The organism is Pseudomonas sp. DE0157 (assembly GCF_007678615.1).
GTDB lineage: Bacteria > Pseudomonadota > Gammaproteobacteria > Pseudomonadales > Pseudomonadaceae > Aquipseudomonas > Aquipseudomonas parafulva_B.
In genome coordinates, this window is sequence record NZ_VEJN01000011.1 from 40,450 (window position 1) to 59,816 (window position 19,367).

The 19,367-nt window shown below is 61.8% G+C and carries 20 protein-coding genes; 5 read left to right on the forward strand and 15 right to left on the reverse strand.

Annotation, left to right across the window (positions count from 1 at the left end; all coding sequences use genetic code 11):
* Positions 1 to 26: 26 nt before the first annotated feature.
* Positions 27 to 737 carry a tRNA-uridine aminocarboxypropyltransferase gene (locus FS777_RS14770; protein ID WP_058605330.1) on the reverse strand — a complete coding sequence of 237 codons (711 nt, stop codon included), beginning with the start codon at positions 735 to 737 and terminating at the stop codon, positions 27 to 29.
* 210 nt (positions 738 to 947) lie between these two features.
* Between FS777_RS14770 and FS777_RS14775 the strand changes: the two genes are divergently transcribed.
* Together FS777_RS14775 and FS777_RS14780 are read left to right on the forward strand one after the other, a co-directional pair.
* The gene (locus FS777_RS14775) at positions 948 to 1,367 is read left to right on the forward strand and encodes a quorum-sensing-regulated virulence factor family protein (RefSeq protein ID WP_058605329.1); all 420 of its coding nucleotides are present in this window, start codon (positions 948 to 950) and stop codon (positions 1,365 to 1,367) included.
* Between the two features lie 119 nt (positions 1,368 to 1,486).
* Positions 1,487 to 2,596: a TIGR00730 family Rossman fold protein gene (locus FS777_RS14780; protein WP_145256172.1), complete on the forward strand. Its 1,110-nt coding sequence runs from the start codon at positions 1,487 to 1,489 to the stop codon at positions 2,594 to 2,596.
* A 15-nt stretch (positions 2,597 to 2,611) separates the two neighbouring features.
* Here FS777_RS14780 and recX read toward each other — a convergent pair whose 3' ends face one another.
* From recX to FS777_RS14795, 3 genes are all read right to left on the reverse strand, one after another.
* Positions 2,612 to 3,079, reverse strand: coding sequence for a recombination regulator RecX (recX, locus tag FS777_RS14785; protein WP_145256175.1), 468 nt, complete (start codon positions 3,077 to 3,079; stop codon positions 2,612 to 2,614).
* Between the two features lie 20 nt (positions 3,080 to 3,099).
* Positions 3,100 to 4,167 carry a recombinase RecA gene (gene recA / locus FS777_RS14790; protein WP_023534161.1) on the reverse strand — a complete coding sequence of 356 codons (1,068 nt, stop codon included), beginning with the start codon at positions 4,165 to 4,167 and terminating at the stop codon, positions 3,100 to 3,102.
* A 102-nt stretch (positions 4,168 to 4,269) separates the two neighbouring features.
* Positions 4,270 to 4,752 carry a CinA family protein gene (locus FS777_RS14795; protein ID WP_078478977.1) on the reverse strand — a complete coding sequence of 161 codons (483 nt, stop codon included), beginning with the start codon at positions 4,750 to 4,752 and terminating at the stop codon, positions 4,270 to 4,272.
* Between the two features lie 198 nt (positions 4,753 to 4,950).
* Between FS777_RS14795 and mutS the strand changes: the two genes are divergently transcribed.
* Positions 4,951 to 7,524 carry a DNA mismatch repair protein MutS gene (gene mutS, locus FS777_RS14800; protein WP_078478978.1) on the forward strand — a complete coding sequence of 858 codons (2,574 nt, stop codon included), beginning with the start codon at positions 4,951 to 4,953 and terminating at the stop codon, positions 7,522 to 7,524.
* Between the two features lie 139 nt (positions 7,525 to 7,663).
* Positions 7,664 to 7,987 carry a ferredoxin FdxA gene (gene fdxA, locus FS777_RS14805; RefSeq protein ID WP_023534129.1) on the forward strand — a complete coding sequence of 108 codons (324 nt, stop codon included), beginning with the start codon at positions 7,664 to 7,666 and terminating at the stop codon, positions 7,985 to 7,987.
* 655 nt (positions 7,988 to 8,642) lie between these two features.
* Here fdxA and rpoS read toward each other — a convergent pair.
* The 8 genes from rpoS to FS777_RS14845 all read right to left on the reverse strand — a co-directional run bounded on the left by rpoS (position 8,643) and on the right by FS777_RS14845 (position 15,820).
* Positions 8,643 to 9,650: an RNA polymerase sigma factor RpoS gene (gene rpoS, locus FS777_RS14810; protein ID WP_023534146.1), complete on the reverse strand. Its 1,008-nt coding sequence runs from the start codon at positions 9,648 to 9,650 to the stop codon at positions 8,643 to 8,645.
* Between the two features lie 108 nt (positions 9,651 to 9,758).
* Entirely contained in the window at positions 9,759 to 10,616 is an 858-nt protein-coding gene (locus FS777_RS14815) for a peptidoglycan DD-metalloendopeptidase family protein (protein WP_027913895.1), read from the reverse strand.
* Between the two features lie 192 nt (positions 10,617 to 10,808).
* A complete protein-coding gene (locus FS777_RS14820; protein WP_167339267.1) occupies positions 10,809 to 11,447 on the reverse strand; it encodes a protein-L-isoaspartate(D-aspartate) O-methyltransferase in 639 nt (212 codons plus the stop codon).
* 35 nt (positions 11,448 to 11,482) lie between these two features.
* Positions 11,483 to 12,232: a 5'/3'-nucleotidase SurE gene (gene surE / locus FS777_RS14825; RefSeq protein WP_058605322.1), complete on the reverse strand. Its 750-nt coding sequence runs from the start codon at positions 12,230 to 12,232 to the stop codon at positions 11,483 to 11,485.
* Positions 12,220 to 13,278, reverse strand: coding sequence for a tRNA pseudouridine(13) synthase TruD (gene truD / locus FS777_RS14830; RefSeq protein ID WP_058639508.1), 1,059 nt, complete (start codon positions 13,276 to 13,278; stop codon positions 12,220 to 12,222). Before truD ends, surE begins: the two co-directional genes overlap by 13 nt.
* Positions 13,275 to 13,748 carry a 2-C-methyl-D-erythritol 2,4-cyclodiphosphate synthase gene (ispF, locus tag FS777_RS14835; protein WP_058605320.1) on the reverse strand — a complete coding sequence of 158 codons (474 nt, stop codon included), beginning with the start codon at positions 13,746 to 13,748 and terminating at the stop codon, positions 13,275 to 13,277. The genes truD and ispF overlap by 4 nt, the downstream gene beginning before the upstream one ends.
* A 96-nt stretch (positions 13,749 to 13,844) precedes the next feature.
* Positions 13,845 to 14,699, reverse strand: coding sequence for an S-formylglutathione hydrolase (gene fghA, locus FS777_RS14840; protein ID WP_058639509.1), 855 nt, complete (start codon positions 14,697 to 14,699; stop codon positions 13,845 to 13,847).
* An 8-nt stretch (positions 14,700 to 14,707) separates the two neighbouring features.
* Entirely contained in the window at positions 14,708 to 15,820 is a 1,113-nt protein-coding gene (locus tag FS777_RS14845) for an S-(hydroxymethyl)glutathione dehydrogenase/class III alcohol dehydrogenase (protein WP_023534027.1), read from the reverse strand.
* Between the two features lie 107 nt (positions 15,821 to 15,927).
* Between FS777_RS14845 and FS777_RS14850 the strand changes: the two genes are divergently transcribed.
* Positions 15,928 to 16,821: a LysR substrate-binding domain-containing protein gene (locus FS777_RS14850; RefSeq protein ID WP_145256178.1), complete on the forward strand. Its 894-nt coding sequence runs from the start codon at positions 15,928 to 15,930 to the stop codon at positions 16,819 to 16,821.
* Positions 16,822 to 16,889: 68 nt separating this feature from the next.
* Here FS777_RS14850 and ispD read toward each other — a convergent pair whose 3' ends face one another.
* The 3 genes from ispD to eno form a co-directional block, all read right to left on the reverse strand.
* Positions 16,890 to 17,597: a 2-C-methyl-D-erythritol 4-phosphate cytidylyltransferase gene (ispD, locus tag FS777_RS14855; RefSeq protein WP_058639511.1), complete on the reverse strand. Its 708-nt coding sequence runs from the start codon at positions 17,595 to 17,597 to the stop codon at positions 16,890 to 16,892.
* The gene (gene ftsB / locus FS777_RS14860; RefSeq protein WP_023534037.1) at positions 17,594 to 17,875 is read right to left on the reverse strand and encodes a cell division protein FtsB; all 282 of its coding nucleotides are present in this window, start codon (positions 17,873 to 17,875) and stop codon (positions 17,594 to 17,596) included. The genes ispD and ftsB overlap by 4 nt, the downstream gene beginning before the upstream one ends.
* Positions 17,876 to 18,033: 158 nt before the next feature.
* A complete protein-coding gene (gene eno, locus FS777_RS14865; RefSeq protein WP_058605315.1) occupies positions 18,034 to 19,323 on the reverse strand; it encodes a phosphopyruvate hydratase in 1,290 nt (429 codons plus the stop codon).
* Positions 19,324 to 19,367 lie beyond the last annotated feature (44 nt).

Below are 19,367 nucleotides of genomic sequence, written 5' to 3' on the forward strand. Positions count from 1 at the left end.
CCAAAGCCGGTAGGCTGCCCCTTGGACTATAGGAAGGTATGCAGGCGCTGGTGAACAGCATCCTGTTCATCCAGGGGCAGGCGGCGTTTGCCACTGAGGTAGTGCAAGCTGAAGACGTCCAGGTAGGCGTCCAGCGCCTGTGAGGCGAGGTGATCCCCGGCCAGGTCCAGGCACATGGCGGCCACTTCCGCCGTACAGAAATGGTCATCGCGCCGCGAGCGGCGCAGCCGGTAGCGTGACATCTGCTCGGGCTGCAGGCTCAGCACCGGAAAACGCTCCAGGTAGGGGCTTTTGCGAAACATCTTGCGCGCTTCGGTCCAGGTGGCGTCGAGCAGGATGAACAATGGCCGCTTGCCAGGCGAGCGCACCACGTCCGTCACGACGCGCTCCGGCGCCACGAATTCACCCGGGAACACGATGTACGGCTGCCATTGCGGATCATCGAGCAACGCCAACAAGCCCTCGTCCACCGAGGTGCGCAGCCAGCCAAAGGCGGATGTGTCTTCGATCAGGTCAGCGATGAGCCAGCCGGTATTGGTTGGCTTCAACGGCTCGGTATCGTGCATCAAAAGGCAGATGCCCGACTCGGCACTGACGTTGGGTTTCCAGTCACACAGGCAATGCGTGGCAATGACCCGGCAACCTGGGCAACGCTCGGCCCGGGAGCCGCGTGCGATAAAGGGTTTGTTGCTGCGCGCCAGGCGTTCGGCGCGCAGCCGCGCGACGGCATGGCTCATGCCGGCACGCATTGCAGAAAAAAGGTGGCAGTCACTGCAGTGGCTCGATTGAAAACGGCTGGCAGTTTACCAGAATGCCGGCCATTTGCTGTGCAGACGACCGGAGCGCCCCTATACTCGCGATTTCAAGCGCTACGCGGGCGGCAGCGATGAGGGAACGCCGTCTGCCTACGCCTGTCCAAGCGCCAGTCACCGAACCAGGAGAGATCCATGCTGCGCCTTATCGCCCCCGCCCTGAGCTTGTTGCTCGCACTGCCACTTGCAGCCCAGGCGGCTTCCAAGCAGGACTATGACCTGAACACGATGCTGCAGAAGGTTGCCAAGGAAAGCAGCGTTGGCACACCCCGCGCCATCAACGAAGACATTCTCGACCAAGGCTATACGGTCGAAGGCAAGGCCCTGATCAACCACCTCAGCGTACGCGCTGACCATGCTGCGCGCATGCAGGCCAACCCTGAGCAGGTGCGCAGCCAGTTGGGCGACAGCGTTTGCCGCAACACCGGGTTCCGCAACCTGATGTCCAAAGGCGCAGTGATGGTGTACCGCTTCACGGTCTACAAGACCAATCAGCCGTTGATGGATCAGGCCTTCGACAGCGCTAGCTGCGTTGCCGGTAACAAGAAGAAGTAAAGCTTCGAATACCGCTCAAGCCCCGTCCGGGCGCCCCTCCATGCGCCCGACACCCTATACGGGCTGGGCGTGACCCGTGCTATAGGGCTAGATTGATAAGGAGCAGAAGGAGAAGTTGCATGCCCTATCAATCGAATGAACTGCTTTCCAGCCACTTCCGCGATCATGACATCGACCTGAGCTACATCGACGCCCAACTCGAACGCGTAGCCCCCGATAGCCCCAACCTGCCCCTCTATCGCGACATGATGCTGACGATCCTGCGCATGGCCCACGACGACGCCGACCGCTGGAGCACCAAGATCACCCTGCAAGCGCTGCGCGAACTCGACCAGTCCTTTCGCGCACTGCGTCGCCACAAGCACCGCCGTAAGGTCACTGTGTTCGGCTCGGCGCGTACGCCGCTGGAGCACCCCATGTATGCCCTGGCCCGTGAGCTGGGTGCTGCGCTGGCCCGCTCGGACTTGATGGTCATCACCGGTGGCGGCGGCGGTATCATGGCCGCCGCCCATGAAGGCTCCGGCGCCGACAACAGCCTTGGCTTCAACATCACCCTGCCCTTCGAACAACATGCCAACCCAACCATAGAAGGCACCGACAAGCTGCTGTCGTTTCACTTCTTCTTCATTCGCAAGCTGTTCTTCGTCAAGGAAGCGGACGCGCTGGTGTTGTGCCCCGGAGGGTTCGGTACGCTCGATGAAGCACTGGAAGTGCTGACGCTTATCCAGACGGGTAAGAGCCCCCTGGTACCGGTGGTACTGCTGGACTCACCGCAGGGTACCTTCTGGCAGGACTGCCTGGCGTTCATTCGCCACCAGCTGCAGGACAATCGCTACATCCTGCCAGGCGACCTTAAGCTGCTGCGCCTGGTGCACAGTGCCGAGGAAGCTGTTGAGGAAATCAATCGGTTCTACCAAAACTACCACTCCAGCCGCTGGCTGAAACGCCAGTTCGTCCTGCGCATGCACCGGCCACTCGCACCCGAAGCGTTACAGGCGATTGACGAGCAATTTGCCGATCTCTGCCTAAGCGGCAGCTTCGAGCAAACGCCTGACAGCAACGTCGAAAACGAAACCGGGGATTTTGGGCATCTGACACGCCTGTGCTTCGCTTTTACCAGCCGCGATCAAGGCCGACTGCGAGAGCTGGTGGACTTCATCAATCTGCCGCAACATTGGGCTGTTGCGCCGTCAGCCTGCCATGAACAGCACTTGCCGGATCTCTCTTAGGCGCAGGCAGTGGGTTCAATCGTCCCAGCCTCGCCCGCTGAGCAGCTTTCCAATCATATCCATGGGGAAACCACGATAAGCGAGAAAGCGCATTTGCTGCGCACGCGCCTTGGGATCCTCAGGGCGTTGCCCGGCATACTTGCGCTGCCATACCTCATACAGGCGCTCGCCCCAGTCGATATCACTTTCGCGAAGCGCTGCATCGATATCACCACGCGCCAAGCCGCGCTGCCCGAGCTCCTCACGGATTCGGGCAGGGCCATAACCAGAATTGGATCGATAACGAATGAAGCTTTCCAGATAGCGAGCTTCACTCAGCAAACCTTCTTCGCTCAGCCGATCAAGCTCAGGCTCGATCAGCGTCTGCAAAGCCCCGCGCTGAAGTAACTTGCGGGTCAATTCCACGCGACCATGCTCACGTCGCGCAAGCAGGTCCATGGCTGCCCGCCGAATGGCGACGGGGGTGTCGAGTACGGCAGGCATGTTCAGCTAAGGTCGCGTGATCAATAGCCAGCTTCGGCTTCGGCCACGTCACCCGCATCGGCCTGTGCGGCCGCAGCCTTGGCAGCAGCGGCTACGGCACCGGCATTGAGCAGCTTGTCGCGGATCTGCTTCTCGATCTCGCTACCGATAGCGGGATTCTCGTGCAGGTACTTGGCAGCATTCGCCTTGCCCTGACCAATCTTGTTGCCTTGGTAGCTGTACCAGGCACCCGACTTCTCGACCAGGCCCTGAGAGACGCCCAAGTCGATGATCTCACCGTTACGGTAGATACCTTTGCCGTACAGAATCTGGAATTCTGCTTGACGGAACGGTGGCGCCACCTTGTTCTTGACGATCTTGACGCGGGTTTCGCTACCCACCACCTCGTCGCCTTCCTTGACTGCACCGGTGCGACGGATATCCAGGCGAACCGAGGCATAGAACTTCAGTGCGTTACCGCCAGTGGTGGTTTCTGGGCTACCAAACATCACGCCGATCTTCATACGGATCTGGTTGATGAAGATGACCAGGCAGTTGGCGTTCTTGATGTTACCGGTGATCTTGCGCAATGCCTGGGACATCAGGCGAGCCTGCAGGCCCACATGCATGTCACCCATTTCGCCTTCGATTTCAGCCTTGGGTACCAGGGCAGCCACGGAGTCGACAATGATGACGTCGACGGCGTTGGACCGTACCAGCATGTCGGTGATTTCCAGCGCCTGCTCACCCGTATCGGGCTGCGAAACCAGCAGGTCGTCTACGTTGACGCCCAGCTTGCCGGCGTACTCGGGGTCAAGGGCGTGCTCGGCATCGACGAACGCACAGGTGGCGCCACTTTTCTGGGCTTCGGCGATGACCGAGAGCGTAAGCGTGGTTTTACCTGACGATTCCGGGCCGTAGATTTCGACGATACGGCCTTTCGGCAGACCGCCAATACCCAGCGCGATGTCCAGCCCCAGGGAGCCGGTGGAAATGGAAGGGATGGCCTGGCGCTCATGGTCGCCCATGCGCATGACGGCGCCTTTACCGAATTGACGTTCGATTTGACCCAGGGCCGCAGCCAAGGCGCGCTTCTTGTTGTCGTCCATTGAAATCCTCACGTGTTCGACTTGGCCCTGATGGCCGGATAACTGTATAAGTAGCCAGTATTATTCCACAGGCGAGCGTCCGAGCAAACCCCCGATTTCGATTTAACCGGTGCCAAGCTGTAACAAGCCTTCTAAGGCGGCGACGACGGTTTGGTGCCGTACGCCCTCGCGGTCGCCTTCGAACTGACGACGCACGCTGACGACCCGCTGCCCATCGCCCCAAGCCAGCCACACGGTACCTACGGGCTTGTCAGCCGAACCGCCGCCAGGGCCGGCCACCCCGCTGACTGCTACGGCGAAGCGGGCGCCGCTGGCCTGCTGCGCGCCCGCGACCATGGCCTCGACCACCTCCTGGCTTACCGCGCCCACTTGCTTGAACAGCGCCTCGGGCACCCCGAGCTGACGCGTTTTCTGCCGGTTGGAGTAAGTCACGTAGCCGGCTTCGAACCAGGCCGAGCTGCCGGCGATCCGGGTAATGGCCTCGGCAATGCCGCCGCCGGTACAGGATTCGGCAGTGCTCACCTGTGCCCCCAGGCGCTGCAGGTGGTCACCCAGGCGAGTGGCGAGTGTGGTAATCGGGTCCATGCGAGGGCTCCTTGAAGACTGACCACTACCCTATCACCCCAATAGAGAGGCTGGCCGGGCAAACGTTCAGGTTTTCCAAGCCTCAGCCGCAGCGCCCAGGGTGGACATGCGCGGCGTTCGGCGCCTGCATCGCACCGAAAAAGCCTGTACCATTGCCGGTTTACCCTCGCCAACCAGATCACCCGCTGTAGGCCGACCATGTCCGATCTCTCCGCACATACCCCAATGATGCAGCAGTACTGGAAGCTGAAAAACCAGCATCCTGACCAGCTGATGTTCTATCGCATGGGCGACTTCTACGAGATCTTCTATGAAGATGCGAAAAAGGCCGCCAGCCTGCTGGACATCACCCTGACCGCGCGCGGTCAGTCCGCCGGCCAGTCCATCCCCATGTGCGGGGTGCCGTTTCACTCCCTCGAGGGTTATCTGGCCAAGCTGGTCAAGCTGGGCGAATCGGTGGTCATCTGCGAGCAGATCGGCGACCCGGCCACCAGCAAGGGGCCGGTCGAGCGCCAAGTGGTGCGCATCATCACGCCAGGGACCGTCAGCGACGAGGCATTGCTCGATGAGCGCCGCGACAACCTGATCGCAGCGCTGCTGGGCGACGAGCGTCTGTTTGGCCTGGCCGTGCTTGACATCACCAGTGGTCACTTTGGCGTGCAGGAGATCAAAGGCTGGGAAACCCTGCTGGCTGAACTGGATCGCCTCAACCCGGTCGAGCTGCTCATCCCGGATGACTGGCCACGCGACCTGCCTGCCGAGAAACGCCCCGGCGCGCGTCGCCGAGCGCCTTGGGACTTTGACCGCGACTCGGCGCGCAAGGCGCTCTGCCAACAATTTGCCACCAAGGACCTCAAGGGCTTTGGCTGTGACAAGCTGACCCTGGCCATCGGCGCCGCCGGCTGCCTGCTGGCCTATGCCAAGGAAACCCAGCGCACGGCGTTGCCGCACCTGCGCAGCCTGCGTCACGAGCGCCTGGACGACACAGTCATTCTCGACGGCGCCAGCCGCCGCAACCTGGAGCTGGACATCAATCTGGCAGGCGGGCGCGACAATACCCTGCAATCAGTCGTCGACCGTTGTCAGACCGCCATGGCCAGCCGCCTGTTGAGCCGCTGGCTGAACCGCCCGCTGCGCGACCTCAAGGTCATACAGGCCCGCCAAGATTCGATCCGCTGCCTGCTCGACAGCTACCGGTTCGAAAAGCTGCAACCCCAGCTCAAGGAAATCGGCGACATCGAGCGCATCCTGGCCCGTATCGGCCTGCGCAATGCCCGCCCACGCGACCTGGCGCGCCTGCGTGACGCACTGGGTGCCCTGCCCGAGCTGCAGAATGCCATGACCGAGCTTGAGGCGCCGCACCTTGCACGCCTGGCCGCGATCACCGGCACCTACCCGGAGCTGGCCAGCCTGCTGGAGCGTGCGGTGGTCGACAACCCGCCAGCCGTAATCCGTGACGGTGGCGTGCTCAAGGCTGGCTATGACAACGAGCTCGACGAGCTGCTGGCCATCAGCGAGAACGCCGGTCAGTTCCTGATCGACCTCGAGGCACGTGAGAAGGCACGCACCGGCCTTGCCAACCTCAAGGTCGGCTACAACCGTGTGCATGGCTATTTCATCGAGCTGCCTTCCAAGCAGGCCGAACAGGCACCGGTCGACTATATCCGCCGGCAGACCCTCAAGGGCGCCGAGCGCTTCATCACCCCGGAACTCAAGGCGTTCGAGGACAAGGCGCTGTCGGCCAAGAGCCGCGCCCTGGCCCGGGAAAAGATGCTCTACGACGCGCTGCTCGAGACCCTGATCAGCCACTTGGCGCCACTGCAGGACAGTGCCGCCGCCCTGGCTGAACTGGACGTGCTCAGCAACCTGGCAGAGCGGGCCCTGAACCTGGACCTGAACTGCCCACGCTTCGTTGAAGAACCGTGCCTGCGCATCGAGCAGGGGCGTCACCCCGTGGTAGAGCAGGTGCTCACCACGCCGTTCGTGGCCAACGACCTGGGCCTGGACGACAGCACCCGGATGCTGATCATCACCGGGCCGAACATGGGTGGTAAGTCCACGTACATGCGCCAGACCGCACTGATCGTGCTGATGGCACATATCGGCAGCTTCGTGCCAGCGGCGCGCTGCGAGCTGTCGGTGGTCGACCGCATCTTCACCCGCATTGGCTCCAGCGACGACCTGGCAGGGGGGCGCTCCACCTTCATGGTGGAAATGAGCGAAACCGCCAATATCCTGCACAACGCAACCGACCGCAGCCTGGTGCTGATGGACGAAGTAGGCCGCGGCACCAGCACCTTCGATGGCCTGTCGTTGGCCTGGGCAGCAGCCGAACGCCTGGCGCGCCTGCGGGCCTACACCTTGTTCGCTACACACTACTTCGAACTGACCGTGTTGCCCGACAGTGAGCCGCTGGTGGCCAACGTGCACCTCAATGCAACGGAGCACAACGACCGCATCGTATTCCTGCACCACGTGCTGCCAGGGCCTGCGAGCCAGAGTTATGGCCTGGCGGTCGCGCAACTGGCAGGTGTACCGGCGGTGGTCATCCAGCGCGCTCGGGAGCACCTGTCGCGCCTGGAAACCACCAGCCTGCCACACGACTCGACCCAAGTCCCGAAAGCGCAGGATGCACCGCAAGTGCCGCACCAGAGCGACTTGTTCGCCAGCCTGCCCCACCCGGCGATCGAGAAGCTGGGCAAGCTGCAGCTCGATGACATGACACCGCGCCAAGCTATCGAAATGCTATATCAACTAAAGAACCTGTTATAACGGCAGCCATGACAAGCTGGTAGAATCCGCCGCGGTTTGCTGGTACTGCACGGTTATTAGCCTGGCCTGCAGCCAAAACCCGCAAACCGCGCGGCCTGAGAGGAAGGGCCGCCGCCGTCGCCTGAGGAGAGAACTAGAAATGACCTTCGTCGTCACCGACAACTGCATCAAATGCAAATACACCGACTGCGTGGAAGTCTGTCCGGTGGACTGCTTCTACGAAGGCCCGAACTTCCTGGTCATCCACCCGGATGAGTGCATCGACTGTGCACTGTGCGAACCAGAGTGCCCGGCACAAGCCATTTTCTCGGAAGACGAAGTGCCATCGGGCATGGAGAACTTCATCGAGTTGAACGCCGAACTGGCTGAGATCTGGCCCAACATCACCGAGCGCAAGGATGCACTTCCTGATGCTGAGGAGTGGGACGGCAAGCCAGGCAAGATTGCCGACTTGCAGCGCTAACGTCGCGTGAACAAACGAAAAGGCCCGCAAGGGCCTTTTTGCTGTAGCGCGAAAGACCAGTGATGCAGATGTGACCGCCGCCACGCTGGCTTCTGATACAGCCGTTCCCAAGCGCTGTGCAGTAAGCGCTTGGATCAAAGGCCTCAGAACCCAAAAAAAAGGCAAAAAAAAGGGGCGGTTCGACCCGCCCACATTTTTTCCGTAGTCCCTGCTTGTCCTGTACATCGTCCTGATGAAATCGCTTCTTGCGATGTCCTTGGCTCTCTTCCTGAGCGCCTGTGCGTGTCCCTGTGCACAGTTCGAATGCTAGCGACCTGAGCGGGATGTGCAACGAGTCCTCCTCACAGAATGTTGCGGCCTACAAACTTTCACACATCTAAATACTTCAATATTTTCAATGAGTTAAGAAGCTATTGCTTTTGAAAACGACATTGGTTTACTGCTACACCCTTCAAAAGCTTACGTAACGAGTAAGCAAATGCTTACAGGTCGAACTGCCACTGTGATCACAGTGCTGAATGCGCCTGTGAAACTGCAAACCGGTACGAACGCCTCTGACCGCGCAAAGCTCGTCGATAGCATGATTCTTCAAACCCCAGACGCAAAAACGCCCCTTTTTATTGGGGCGTTTCTGAACGCAGCGCGAAACCCGGGACTAACGAAAAAGCGACTCGCTGGATAGGCCGTTCTTTTCCAGAATCTCACGCAGCCGCTTGAGCCCCTCTACCTGTATCTGCCGCACCCGCTCGCGGGTCAGGCCGATCTCCAGACCGACGTCCTCCAACGTACTGCTTTCGTGCCCACGCAAGCCGAACCGGCGCACCACTACTTCACGCTGCTTGTCGGTCAGTTCACCCAACCACTGATCGATGCTCTGCGACAGGTCATCGTCCTGCAGCAGTTCGAACGGGTCTGTGGGTCGATCATCCGTCAGAGTGTCGAGCAGCGTCTTGTCCGAGTCAGGGCCCAGGGACACGTCCACGGAGGAAACCCGCTCGTTGAGACCCAGCATGCGCTTGACCTCGGCAACCGGCTTCTCGAGCAAGGCGGCGATCTCTTCGGGCGAAGGTTCGTGGTCCAGCTTCTGGGTCAGCTCGCGCGCCGCGCGCAAGTAAACGTTGAGTTCCTTGACTACATGGATGGGCAGGCGAATGGTGCGGGTCTGGTTCATGATCGCCCGCTCGATGGTCTGCCGAATCCACCAGGTGGCGTAGGTCGAGAAACGAAAGCCCCGCTCAGGGTCGAACTTCTCCACCGCGCGAATCAGCCCCAGGTTGCCTTCCTCGATCAGATCGAGCAACGACAACCCTCGGTTCACGTAGCGGCGCGCGATTTTCACCACCAGGCGCAGGTTGCTTTCGATCATGCGCTTGCGGCCAGCGGGGTCGCCCTTTTGCGACAAGCGCGCAAAGTGCACTTCTTCTTCTGGCGAAAGCAGGGGGGAAAAGCCGATCTCGTTGAGGTACAACTGAGTCGCATCAAGCGCCCGGCTGTAATCGATGTACTTGTGTTGTTTAAGCGAAGAGCCTGATTTGGCTCTGGTCCGAACCGAAGGTACAGCAGGTTCGTCTGACACCACATCCGTTTCCAAAACGATGCCCGTCTCCATGAGTAGAACGTCATCGTCGATGTCAAACTCCGGCGCTTCTTTGCTGAGAGCCATTGTTATAGTCCTTTGCTGAGTTCGAACTCAGACTCGAGCGGCGCCTGTCTCCCTGGCAGCGCTTGAGCCTGTCCCCTCCATGTCAGCGGAACAGACTGGAAACAACAATCAACGGCGTGGCAGGAACTGCAGAGGATCGACGGGTTTGCCCTGGCGGCGAATTTCGAAATGCAACTTCACCCGATCTGTGCCTGTAGACCCCATTTCAGCAATCGACTGCCCTGCCTTGACCTGCTGCCCCTCCCGTACCAAGAGCCTGCGGTTGTGGCCGTAGGCACTGACATAGGTATCGCTGTGCTTGATGATGATCAGCTCGCCGTAGCCCCTCAAACCACTCCCGGCGTACACCACTGATCCACTGGCCGCAGCAAAAACAGGCTGTCCCAAATCACCGGCGATATCAATGCCTTTATTCAAACTACCGTTTGAAGCAAATTTGCCGATCAAAACCCCGTTCGCTGGCCAGGTCCAGCCACCGGCCGCACGCTCGGCCGCAGGCACGGTAGCGACCACTGGCGTGCTCGCCGAGCTGGATGTGGTAACGGTCTTGGTGGTCGTGGCAGGGGTAGATGCCGTGGCACCTACAGGACGGCGGGTTACCGTGGTCCGGCTGGACGAGGACGGGCTGGCCACCACGGTGGTGCTGCCCGAGGCCCCGCTGCTGAAGCGAATCGGCTGGCCAGGGCGAATGGTATACGGCGGGGCGATACCGTTGCGTGCCGCGAGCTCCTTGTAGTCCCAACCGTAGCGAAACGCGATGGAGAACAGCGTGTCGCCTGGCTTGACCACATACTGACCGGAGGTCACGGTCGGCCGTTTGGGCGCGCTGCTGTTGCGGTCGACGACACGCGCACTGTTGCTGCCAGAGCTCGAACACCCCACCAGCAGTGTGCCCATGGCCAGTACCAGCACCAAGAGCCTGAGACCCGAGCTGTCCTTGCGCTGCCGAAAGACTGTGTGACCCACCCGCGCTCCCCTCATGGTGCCGAAAACGTTTCAAGACAAGAATGCAATATTGTTGCAATTATAACGAAGCTCGCCGGTCTTGGCAGGCGGCTGCAACACACTCGCGCAACGTGTGTGCACCGCCAGATAGACAGGTCGATCCTGCAAGAATTCGACGCAGGTGCAAAAATAGCCCGTCGATGCCCCGATGAATCAGGCCACCGGCCCATTGAGCAGGGGCACGAAGCGTACCGCTCCGAGTACGCGGCGTGAGAACCCGTGTTCTTCTCGTACGATGAGCATCAACTGCTGCACCTCACCAGGTGATCCTACTGGAATCACCATCCGCCCACCCGGCGCCAGTTGATCGAGCAGCGCCTGGGGCACTTCCGGCGCAACGGCGGTGACGATGATGCCATTGTAGGGGGCCAGTGCCGGCCACCCTTCACAACCATCGCCCCAACGAAACACCACGTTGCGCAGGTTCAGCTCCACCAGGCGTTCCTTGGCCCGGTCCTGCAGAACCTTGATGCGCTCGACCGAGAATACCCGCTCGACCAATTGCGCCAGCACGGCGGTCTGGTAGCCCGAGCCCGTGCCGATCTCCAGCACCTTATCCAGCGGGCCCGCCTCCAGCAGCAATTCGCTCATGTGCGCCACCATGAACGGTTGCGAAATGGTCTGGTTGTGGCCGATGGGCAGCGCGGTATCTTCATAGGCCCGATGGGCCAGTGCCTCGTCCACGAACAGGTGGCGTGGCGTGCGGCGAATCACATCGAGCACCTGGGGGCTGGACACGCCCTCCTCGCACAGCCGCTGGATCAGGCGCTCGCGGGTGCGTTGGGACGTCATGCCGATGCCCCGACGCAACATATCGTCCTCACGCATCAAAGCAAGCCCTCCAGCCAGCCATCGAGCTGCTCGAAGGCGTCGTTGAAGGTTCGGTCAAGCTGCAATGGGGTGATGGAAACATAGCCTTGCATCACCGCATGGAAGTCAGTACCCGGCCCGCCGTCCTCGGCATCACCGGCAACTGCGATCCAGTAGCCTTCCTTGCCACGCGGGTTGACCACCTTGGTGGGTGCCGCAGCCCGCGCGCGATGACCGAGTCGCGTCAGCTGGATGCCACGAATGCGCTCGAGCGGCAGGTTGGGTATGTTGACATTGAGGACGGTACGCGGCGGCAGCGCCAGGCGCGACTGGGCCTCGACCAGACGACGGGCGATATGAGCCGCGGCCGGCAGGTTGTCCGGTTGGCGCGAAAGCAGCGAGAACGCGAGCGACGTACCGCCCAGGAAGCGCCCCTCCAGCGCTGCGGCCACCGTACCCGAGTACAGCACGTCATCGCCCAGGTTGGCCCCCAGGTTGATGCCCGACACGACCATGTCCGGGGTGTACGGCAACAGACCGTTCAGCCCCAGGTGCACGCAGTCGGTCGGCGTACCATTGAGGCTTATGAAGCCGTTGGCCAGCGTCTGCGGGTGCAGCGGCCGATCCAACGTCAGTGAGCTGCCGGCGCCGCTCTTGTCTTGGTCAGGTGCAATGACCGTGCACTGCGCGTAATCGGCAAGCGCAGCGTGCAGCGCGGCGATGCCTGGTGCGGTCACACCGTCGTCGTTCGAAATCAGAATACGCATGGGCTGTCCGTCTGCCCTGCCGACACCAGATCCACCACCTCGCGCACCACGACGGTGGCGAAGCATCCGGCCGGAAGGACGAATTCCAGTTGCAGGATATCAGGCTCGGGATAATGCCACGTAAGGCCAGTAATAGGGAGCCGCAGAATACGCCGTTCGTGATCCATGCCCGCCTTTGCCAACCACTGGCACAGCGCGGGCTGGGCGGCCCCGATCGAATTCTCCAACGCCCCGGTTCGACCGCCGGCTGGCGAATCACCCTCGCCCCACAGAGGGCCTGTAGGGTGCAGGTCGAGAACAGCCAGGCGAGGATCGGCGCATTCGGCCTCAGCAGCAGGGAAAAAACTGCGGCTGTTGGTGAACGCCAGCAGATCGCCCACTTGCGCACGGGTCCAGCTGCCATCGTTTACCCGTGCGGCCAGCACCTGGTTGAACAGGTAGCTGCGACCGGCTGAAAGCAGGCGCGAGCGAACGTTACGTTGCTCAGGCAAGGCCTGGCGCTCGGCCCAACCCAGGGCGTCATGCACGTTGCCGCCGGCATGCCCGAAGCGCTGGGTACCGAAGTAATTGGGCACACCGTTCGCCTTGAGCTGGGCCAGGCGCGCATCGACAGCCTGATGATCGGCTGCCAGTTGGGTCAGGCGCAGCGTGAAGCCGTTGGACGAATGCGCGCCGCGCTGCAATTTACGCTGGTGGCGCATCTGCTTGAGCACGCGCAGATTGGCATCCTCGGCCCGCGACAGGTCTGGGTCGGCCTTGCCCGGCAAATGCAGGCTGAACCACTGGCGGGTCAAGGCCTGACGGTCCTTGAGCCCGGCGTAGCTGATGGCGCGCGCAGGCACGCCGGCGGCCCTGGCCAGGCGGCGGGCCGCTTCCTCGGTATTGAGCTCACGCTTTTCCACCCATAGCCACAGGTGCTCGCCTTGGCCAGACAGCGGGATATCAAGCACTTCGTCGACCTGAAAATCTTCGGCAACGGCCTTGAGCACAGCCGTGCCCAGGGCTTGCCCCGATGCCCTTGGGCCCAACAGATCCAGTTCGGTCATGCCGGCAGCAACAGGGCAACCGCGTGCACGGCGATCCCCTCCTCACGCCCGGCGAAGCCCAGCTTCTCGGTCGTCGTGGCCTTGACGTTGACTTGGTCGAGGCCCACCGCGAGGTCGTCGGCGATGCGCTGGCGCATGACCTCGATGTGGGGTGCCATCTTCGGCGCCTGGGCAATGATGGTGGCGTCGACGTTGCCCACTTGCCAGCCCTTGGCCCGAACGACATCCAGCACATGACGCAGCAGCACGCGGCTGTCGGCGCCCTTGAATTGCGGATCGGTGTCGGGGAAGTGCTTGCCGATATCACCCAGTGCGGCGGCGCCGAGCAATGCATCGCTCAGGGCATGCAGCAGCACGTCACCATCGGAATGGGCCAGCAGGCCGAACTTGTGGGGGATACGCACCCCGCCCAGGGTAATGAAATCACCGTCGCAGAACCGGTGCACATCGTAGCCGTGGCCAATACGCATAAGAAAACGCCCTGAATGAGTCAGGGCGTGATTCTACCTGCATTTGCCACGCCAAGGTGCAGAGCCGGCGAACGTCGCCGGCTGGCTGCCCTACGGCTACACCCGTCCCAGGGCTACCGCGTGGTGGCGCAGGTGCTCCTCAATGAAGCTGGCGATGAAGTAGTAGCTGTGATCGTAGCCAGGCTGCAGGCGCAGGGTCAGCTCATGACCGCCTTTGCGCGCCGCTTGCTCCAGGGCCTCAGGCTTGAGCTGCTTTTCGAGGAAGTCGTCGCGATCGCCTTGGTCCACCAGCAACGGGGGGCACTGCCCCGACGGGGTTTCGGCCAGCAACACGCTGGCATCCCACTCACGCCAACGGGCGCGCTCTTCACCCAGGTAGCGGCTGAAGGCTTTTTCGCCCCAAGGGCAATCCATCGGGTTGCAGATCGGCGAAAACGCCGACACCGAGCGATAGCGGCCGGGGTTGCGCAATGCGCAGACCAGGGCGCCGTGCCCGCCCATGGAGTGCCCACTGATGCTGCGCTCGCCCGAGGCGGGGAAATGCGCCTCGATCAGGGCTGGCAGTTCCTGCACCACATAATCATGCATACGGTAGTGCTGGGCCCAGGGTTGCTGCGTGGCGTTGAGGTAGAAGCCAGCACCCAGACCAAAGTCCCAGGCACCGTCAGGATCCCCGGGTACCTGCTCGCCGCGAGGGCTGGTGTCGGGCGCCACGATGATCAGCCCCAGCTCGGCGGCCAGGCGCTGGGCGCCGGCCTTCTGCATGAAGTTTTCGTCGTTGCAGGTCAAGCCGCTAAGCCAGTACAGCACCGGCAGCTTCTCGCCCTGCTCGGCCTGAGGTGGCAGGTAGACGGCGAAGACCATGTCGCAACCCAGCACCTTGGAGGTGTGGCGGTAACGCTTGTGCCAGCCGCCGAAGCTCTTCTGGCAGGAGATGTTGTCCAGGGTCATGGCAAGCCTCAGAAGTGGATGACGCTGCGAATGCTCTTGCCTTCGTGCATCAGGTCGAAGGCCTTGTTGATGTCCTCCAGGCCCATGGTGTGGGTGATGAAGGTATCCAGCGGAATCTCGCCCTTCTCGGACATTTCCACGTAGCTCGGCAATTCGCTGCGGCCACGCACGCCGCCGAAGGCCGAACCGCGCCAGACGCGCCCGGTGACCAATTGGAACGGCCGGGTGGCGATTTCCTGACCGGCGCCGGCGACACCGATGATCACCGACTCGCCCCAGCCCTTGTGGCAGCACTCCAAGGCGGCACGCATCAGTTGCACGTTGCCGATGCACTCGAAGGAGAAGTCCACGCCGCCGTCGGTCAGGTCGACGATCACTTCCTGGATCGGGCGATCGTACTCCTTGGGGTTGATGCAATCGGTAGCGCCCAGTTGGCGAGCGATTTCGAACTTGGCCGGGTTGATGTCGATGGCGATGATGCGCGAGGCCTTGGCCTTGACCGCACCGATGATGGCCGAGAGGCCAATGCCGCCCAGCCCGAAGACGGCGACAGTATCACCCGGTTGTACCTTGGCGGTGTTCAGCACTGCGCCAATACCCGTGGTCACGCCGCAGCCCAGCAGGCAGACCTTCTCCAAAGGCGCCTCTTTCTGGATCTTGGCCACCGAAATTTCCGGCAACACGGTGTATTCGGAGAAGGTCGAGGTGCCCATGTAGTGGAACAACTGCTGACCCTTGTAGGAGAAACGCGTGGTGCCGTCGGGCATCAGGCCCTTGCCCTGGGTGGCGCGGATGGCCTGGCACAGGTTGGTCTTGCCGGACAGGCAGAATTTGCACTTGCCACACTCAGGGGTATACAGCGGAATCACATGGTCACCCACCGCCACCGAGGTCACGCCCTCGCCCACGGCTTCGACGATGGCGCCGCCTTCGTGGCCGAGGATCGACGGGAAGATGCCTTCCGGGTCAGCACCGGACAAGGTATATGCATCGGTGTGGCACACGCCGCTGGCGACCACGCGCAGCAACACCTCGCCCGCCTTGGGCATGGCCACATCGACTTCGACAATTTCCAAGGGTTTCTTGGCTTCGAAAGCTACGGCAGCGCGGGATTTGATCATCGCAGGGTCTCCAGATACGTGAATGAAATCGGCAGACAGTGTATTTCACCCGCAATTGTTGAATAATCCGGTGAAAGACAAAACATTATTGCCGTGCAGGGATAATCATGAATAGCCGCTGGGAGGGCATCGATGAATTCGTTGCCGTGGCCGAATTGGGGCAGTTCACGGCGGCAGCGCAACGGCTGGGCGTGTCCTCTTCCCATGTAAGCCGGCAGATAGCGCGCTTGGAAGAACGCGTACAGACGCGCTTACTGTATCGCAGCACACGAAAAGTCACGCTCAGCGAGGCCGGCCAGACGTTTCTGCAGCACTGCCAGCGCTTGCAGGACGGACGCGAGGAAGCGCTGCGGGCGATGGGCGATCTGGCCAGCGAGCCCAAGGGGCTGCTGCGCATGACGTGCGCCGTGGCCTATGGCGAGCGCTTCATCGTGCCCTTGGTCACCCGTTTCATGGCGTTGTACCCGCAGTTGAGGGTGGACGTCGAACTGAGCAACCAGACCCTGGACCTGCTGCACGAAGGCATGGACCTGGCCATCCGCCTCGGTCGCCTGGCCGACTCGCGCCTGATCGCGACGCGCCTGGCACCCCGGCGCATGTACGTGTGCGCCTCGCCAGGCTACCTGGCGCGCTACGGCAGGCCGCACAGCCTGTCGGAACTGGCCAGGCACAACTGCCTGATAGGCAGTTCGGATGTGTGGGCGTTGCAAATGGAGGGGCGTGAAATCAGCCAGCGCGTTCAGGGCAACTGGCGGTGCAACAGCGGCCAGGCGGTGCTGGACGCGGCGCTTCAGGGCATCGGCTTGTGCCAACTGCCGGATTACTACGTGCTCGAACACCTGCACAGCGGTGCTTTGGTCCCGCTGCTGCAAGCCCACCAACCTCCCAATACGGCGGTGTGGGCCTTGTACCCGCAGCAGCGGCACCTGTCGCCCAAAGTGCGGCGCCTGGTGGACTATCTGAAAGAGGGCCTGGCAGGTCTGCCGGAGTATCGGGCATGACCGGCGCTCAGCCACAAAGGCGGGCGCTGGCAGCCTGATTCAATCACTGACGAGGTGAACGGCCCAGGTCAACGTCTTCCACTCCAGCGCTGGCGCAGCCACTCCAGGTCTTCAGGGCGCGTAACCTTGAGGTTGTCACTGCGGCCCTCGATCAGCCGTGGCGATTGACCGGACCATTCGATGGCCGAAGCCTCATCGGTCACCACCACATCCGACACCAGGCATTCGGCCAGTGCCCGATGCAGCGCCCCCAAACGGAACATCTGCGGTGTATAGGCCTGCCAAATGGTGCTGCGGTCAACCGTGGCGCTGACGCGCCCGTGGCCGTCGGCCCTTTTGAGCGTGTCACGGGCAGGTACGGCCAACAGGCCGCCCACCGGATCATCTGCCAATTCAGCCAGCAGCTTGTCCAAGTCACTGCGTGCCAGGTTGGGCCGCGCCGCGTCGTGCACCAACACCCAGTCATCATCTTCCGCGCCCTGGGCATGCAACAGCAGCAAGGCATTGAGCACCGAATCAGCACGCTCGCGCCCTCCGGCAGCCCGGCGGATGCGCGGGTCGCTGGCGCACCGAAGGCCGGGCCAGTACGGGTCGTGTTCAGCGATGCTGACCACGACCCCCTTGAGGGAGGGGTGGTCGAGAAAACACGCCAGGCTGTGCTCGATGATGGTCTGCCCTGCCAGCTCCAGGTATTGCTTGGGACGATCGGCAGCCATGCGAGCGCCCACACCCGCTGCAGGAATCACGGCCCAGAAGGCCGGCAAGCGTTCACTCATTTCTGGGGCAACTGAAAGAGGGTTTCGCCTTCCTTGACCATGCCCAGCTCGTGGCGGGCACGCTCTTCGACGGTTTCCATGCCTTTTTTCAACTCCAGCACTTCGGCGTCGAGCACACGGTTACGCTCCAGCAGCCGCTCGTTCTCGGCATGCTGCTCGTCAATCTGCTGCTTGAGCTCGGCCACCTGCGCCAGGCTGCCATTGCCTACCCACAAACGGTATTGCAGGCCGCCCAGCAGCAGAAGCAGGACCAGGAACAACCAATAAGGACTGCGCATCAAGATATCCAGGTTGAAAGACCCTGTTGGTTCAGGGTCTCAGATAGCACGAAGCCTGGCCTAGGCCAGGCTTCTCAGACAGAAACCCGATGGAACGTAGGAAGTTACGGTACGAACGTTCCTACAGCTCCGGCTGCTGTCTTTTTACCATCTCTTGCTTAGCCGCGAAACTCGGTACGGCCACGGTAAACCGCCTTGGCACCCAGTTGCTCTTCGATGCGCAGCAATTGGTTGTACTTGGACACGCGGTCGGAGCGGCACAGCGAGCCCGTCTTGATCTGACCGGCCGCAGTACCCACGGCCAGGTCGGCGATGGTGGAATCTTCGGTTTCACCCGAGCGGTGGGAGATCACGGCCGTGTAACCGGCGGCCTTGGCCATCTGGATGGCTTCCAGGGTCTCGGTCAGCGAGCCGATCTGATTGAACTTGATCAGGATCGAGTTACCGATGCCCTTCTCGATGCCTTCCTTGAGGATCTTGGTGTTGGTCACGAACAGGTCGTCACCGACCAGTTGCACCTTCTCGCCGATCTTGTCGGTGAGGATTTTCCAGCCAGCCCAGTCGGACTCGTCCAGGCCATCTTCGATCGAAATGATCGGGAAGCGCTCGGTCAGGCCCTTGAGGTAGTCGGCAAAGCCTTCGGCGTCGAACGATTTGCCTTCGCCGGACAGGTTGTACTTGCCGTCTTCATAGAACTCGGAGGCGGCGCAGTCCAGGGCCAGGGTCACGTCGGTGCCCAGTTTGTAGCCGGCTTTCTCGACGGCCTCAGCGATGGCGCCCAGAGCGTCTTCGTTGGAGGCCAGGTTAGGGGCGAAGCCGCCTTCGTCACCGACAGCAGTGTTCAGGCCACGGGCCTTGAGCACGGCCTTGAGGTGATGGAAGATCTCGGTCCCCATGCGCAGGCCGTCGGAGAAGGTCTTGGCACCCACCGGCTGGACCATGAACTCCTGAATATCGACGTTGTTGTCGGCATGCTCGCCACCGTTGATGATATTCATCATCGGTACCGGCATCGAGTACTGGCCTGGAGTGCCGTTGAGGTTGGCAATGTGGGCGTACAGGGGCAGGTCCTGATCCTGGGCAGCCGCTTTGGCAGCCGCCAGGGACACGGCCAGGATCGCGTTGGCGCCCAGCTTGGCCTTGTTCTCGGTACCGTCCAGCTCGATCATGGCGTGGTCCAGGGCCTTCTGGTCGGAAGGGTCCTTGCCCAGCAGCAGGTCGCGGATCGGGCCATTGATGTTGGCGACAGCCTTCAGCACACCCTTGCCCAGGTAACGGCTCTTGTCGCCATCACGCAGCTCCAGCGCTTCGCGCGAGCCGGTGGAAGCACCGGACGGCGCGCACGCGCTGCCGATGATGCCGTTGTCGAGCAGTACATCGGCTTCCACGGTGGGGTTGCCACGCGAATCGAGAACTTCACGACCTTTGATGTCGACGATTTTTGCCATTGTTGTAAGCACTCCAGAATTGACGAAAACAACGCAGCTTAGAA